Raw genomic sequence first — 4,288 nt, forward strand, 5'->3', positions numbered from 1 at the left:
CAAAAAAGGGCTGGAGACGCCAAATTCGTCGACGAGACATCCAATCTGTTACGGGTAAATCGACCCCCAGAGATCGGATGGAGCGCTTCTTGAAGCTAGTGCGGAAAGACATCGAGATAATCGAGCGGGATTCGGTTCAGCCGAATGCGATCATCGTCTGTATTCCACAAGAAGTGATGGACGCGTGTACTCCAGAGAACCAGGACCATGCGCGAATTCAGTCGGAAGGTTCTGACCTGCGAAATCGAATCAAGCTGATTGGGATGGAGGCCCGAATCCCCACACAGCTGATTAAGCCATCCACACTTTCGATCCGTACTGACCGACAGCGAGCATCCCGAGCCTGGAATCTCACTGTTGGACTTCTATACAAGTCTCAACGAGGGCACCCCTGGAAAACTCGACAGATCGAAGATGGGCACTGCTACGCAGGGCTTTCGTTCTACAGGGAGCGAGACGAAGGAGATGAGGTAATTCGAGCGGCTCTTGCTCACGTCTTTCACGGAAGGGATCATATTATCCTTCAGAGCGATCCACTCCCGGATATCACCGAGGACGAGAATGGGTCTCCCCACCTCTCATATGAGGCGGCTAGACAGGTAGGTGAGCAGATTCTGGAATACTACGAAGCGCAGAAAGGGACACGGCCCAGCCGGTTCGTCCTACATAAGCCATCGGTCTTCTGGGAAGAAGAACGTGAAGGGGTGCTTGATGCCACAAACGGTGTTCGCGATTTAGACCTTGTATGGGTTCGTAGGCGGCCAAAGGTCAGGTTATTCCCACCTACAGATTATCCCACTATGCGAGGAACCCTCCTGAGCGTTCCTGATGACGACGTCCACTATCTCTACACATCCGGATATGTCCCGGAAGAAACGACCTATCAGGGGAGTGGGGTACCATCTCCGATCGAGATTCGGCCTGACGAAATCTGTGAGACGCCCTCATTAGAGATCTGTAAGGAGATCCTCTTTTTCACGAAACTCGACTGGAATACATCGGACTACGCAATTCGGATGCCAGCAACCGTGAGTGTTGCAAAGCGTGTGGGTACAATCCTCTCTGAAGTAGATACTGAGTCCATTTCAGAGGTTCGACCACAATATTTCTATTATATGTGAGAAGCAATTAGCGTACGAGTCTGAATGGAAGACAGGTCTATTCAGATCTTGCTGTGCCGTGCCTTATGGGTTGAGAATTATGTTCTGATGATATTCCACTATAACTCGAAGTAAATGCAGATTATCTTTGTATTATTAGACAACAATAGATATGGTAGCAACACGAGAGAGGGCTCTTAGTGAGCGCGAGTTTGAACTGTTGTTGGAAGGAGCCGGGCGAATAACAGATACGCAACAGCGTCTTGAAACACGAGCGGCTATCCTCCTTGGGGGACGTCTGGGACTTCGGCCAGGAGAAACGACGCACCTGTCTACGTCGTGGATTGACCTAGAGCGTCAGATGATTCAAATTCCCAAACAAGAAGATTGTACAAAGGGACGTGACGGCAGTATCTGCGGCTACTGTCGGCAAGCGGTGAAACAACGAATGGACCACAATCCCAAGAAGGACTTCCAAAGTTTTGCGGATCGCTATTGGCTCCCGAAAACAGAAGCCGCGTCTCGAACAGTGCCGTACCATTTTTCGTATCGAGTCCGAATCGCGATCGAATTACTACTTGACGAACATGGCGGTTGGCCATATTCGTTTTCGACCTTACAGCGACGTCTGGAAACTGCCCTTGAACTGTCTCCAGAACTGTCCAATGACGCAACCTCATTACACGGACTACGTGCCACAGCAGCGTCGTACCATGCGGGAAGGGGTTTAGACCTTCCTGCACTCCGGGCAATGTTCGGTTGGGAGGACATCACGACTGCACGTCAATATCTGAATGTCGATGGAGCAATGACCCGTCGGGCGCTGGACAGTATTCATCAGTAAAGCAGAACCCACTGATGTTCAGGAGTCAAGCGTAGCGCTGTTTCAGTAGTTACTCCATCGGCTCTACGTCTCCAAGATGGGTGTATTTCTCAGCAACCTTCTCGAAGTACGCTTCCGTCATAATTCGAGGGCTAGACACCCGATGGAAGTCATCAAGAATGAACTGCATTTCCTCCTCATCCAGCCCATATGCGTGGAACACGGCCGCGTCGACTTCGGCTTGCAGTTCACGCCGAGTCTCCATATCCGTCGCCGGCACAATCCCACCGAGTCGTTCACGCATCTCAGCAAACTCCTCACCGTAGCAGTTGAGCTTCGCCGCTCGATCAGCGATGTAGTGGAACCAGTCGTCGCCATCAGTGAGTCGGGGAGCCTGTGACTCCTCAAACTTGTACTTCGAGGCGTGGGAATCAACCTTTGTTCGCATCAAGAAATCGAAGGGGATACTGTTGATCAGCCCAAGCGCGACAAAAAGCTCCTTATCAGTGAAAACACGGTCGTAAGCGCTATGCATCGGGAACTCCGAAAGATCGTCCTTGTTAGGGTTTACCTCGAATGGCCGAACCGTGTACAGGGTATGGACGACGACTCCACCCGGTGGGATTACAGCCGCAATGAGCGTCCGTTCGTCGGTTGCACGAGCGACCTCACGGAGCACAAGCCGGTACTCAGAACTATGGAGACGGATGTCCTCCAAAGAAAGTTCGGGGCGGTCGAATTCCTCTGTTAGCAACTGATTGACGAACCGCTTCTGGGAACTTGTCGGGAGATGGCGGAACTCAGGGTCATCAGCGAACTTGTTGTAGATTGCCTTCTTGAGGCTGATCGCATCGTCCCGGGCACGGAAGTTCTTCTCTCGAATGCGACGCTTCGCACTCAGTTCCTCGTTATCCTCATCGACACTCCACAAAGAGATTGATTCAAGATCGTCGACGTAGGTCGACTCATAGCAGAATTGGTGGATGTTCTTTCCCTGATAGACCGGATAATCCCCTTTGGATTCGTTTTCGATGAATCTATCTCGATCTCGTCCCCGATCCAGTTCCTTGTACAAGACCGTTCGCCAAGCGCCTTCAATTTCAGTCGCCAATGGTGGTGTCTGGAGAATTTTATCCAGCACTGAGACCTCCTGCTGGTCCTCGATGTTGGGGAAAATTCGAGCTCCGGGAGAATACTCTTTGAGGATGCGCGCTGGAATTTCTAGAGCTACATCGTCAATCGACCGAAGAGCGTCAACGGAAGTCTGATGAAAGATTCCGTGGACAGTATCAGTACTTCCCTCTGTTCGGAGCGTAACGATACCGAAATTATACCTAGTGTCTATATCGGAGAAGATGCCTCGGTTTTCAAATCCGATGATACTCTGAATCTCAGACTCTTCCAAGGCATGTACTCGCAAATCCTTCCCAGCGGCGGCATTGAAGAACGGACCAGGAAGCAGCTGTGAAACATAACCACTGTCTCTGACAATATCATAGACTCGCTCGAAGAACAGTAGGGACAGGTCGTTCGTTCGTGCAACCTGTTGCCCTTCTACGCTTGGCGTCTGGTACTCGTATTCTCCACTCTGGTTGATATAGGTCGCTTGCCGTTCCTTGTCACGCTGGAACTTCTCCCATTCGGCAGCGATTTCAGGGTTCTCTAAGAGTTCCTCTACCTTCTTGTCCTTTTCACCTGGTGGGCGGCTACGAAACTCAGTATCGTACTTTGGGAAGAAGTCCGTCCGGTATGGCTTCAGCTCATCCCACGGTGGGTTCCCTATGATGACATCAAAGCCGCCTTCCCGATAGACTGTCGCGAACTCGAGCACCCAATGAAACGGTGAGAACTCCTCTAATTCCTCAAGAGAAATATCCTCGTCGACAAGTTCGTTGAACTGATCGCGGATCTTCTCATTAAGCTCCTCGCTGTGGGTGTCGATTTTTCGTTCAGCCATTTTACGAGCATTCTGCGCTTCACGGGCAGAATCCGCAGCTCGATGGCGGTCCTGTTCCCGGATGACATCCTCATAGAGATCTTTGACTGCAGTTCCGACACCCCAATTCGAGAGTGACGCGTCGCCCGCATCTTCCCGTGCGACTTCTTGGAGCTCAGTGAACCCGATCAGCGAGTTACCCTGACGGATGTTAAAATCAATATTTGGAAGGGGTTCGACCTCGTTCGGTTCGTCCTCGATATCAGCGACCATCGACAGCCACAGGCGTAGTTTACAGATTTCGACTGCCCCGTCCTCGATATCGACTCCATAGAGATTGTGAAGGATGATAGAACGCTTTGCGAAAAGTGAGACCCCTCCATGTCCCTCTTCTATTCTCTCCAATTCTTCACGGCTACGACTCTCCAA

Annotated in this window: 3 protein-coding genes; 2 read left to right on the top strand and 1 reads right to left on the bottom strand. The window is 51.1% G+C overall.

The annotated features are described in order from the left end of the window. Together ACERIT_RS16010 and ACERIT_RS16015 are read left to right on the top strand one after the other, a co-directional pair. Nucleotides 1–1,121, top strand: a 1,121-nt coding sequence (locus ACERIT_RS16010; RefSeq protein ID WP_373675854.1) for a hypothetical protein, incomplete at its 5' end; no start/stop codon positions are given. 151 nt (nucleotides 1,122–1,272) lie between these two features. Continuing rightward, nucleotides 1,273–1,944, top strand: a complete 672-nt coding sequence (locus ACERIT_RS16015; protein ID WP_373675855.1) for a tyrosine-type recombinase/integrase — start codon at nucleotides 1,273–1,275, stop codon at nucleotides 1,942–1,944. Between the two features lie 49 nt (nucleotides 1,945–1,993). On the opposite strand, the gene ACERIT_RS16020 is transcribed toward ACERIT_RS16015, so the two are convergent. After that, nucleotides 1,994–4,288, bottom strand: a 2,295-nt coding sequence (locus ACERIT_RS16020) for an Eco57I restriction-modification methylase domain-containing protein (RefSeq protein ID WP_373675856.1), incomplete at its 5' end; no start/stop codon positions are given.

This window comes from Halopenitus sp. H-Gu1 (assembly GCF_041821145.1).
In the GTDB taxonomy this organism is placed as follows: Archaea; Halobacteriota; Halobacteria; order Halobacteriales; family Haloferacaceae; genus Halopenitus.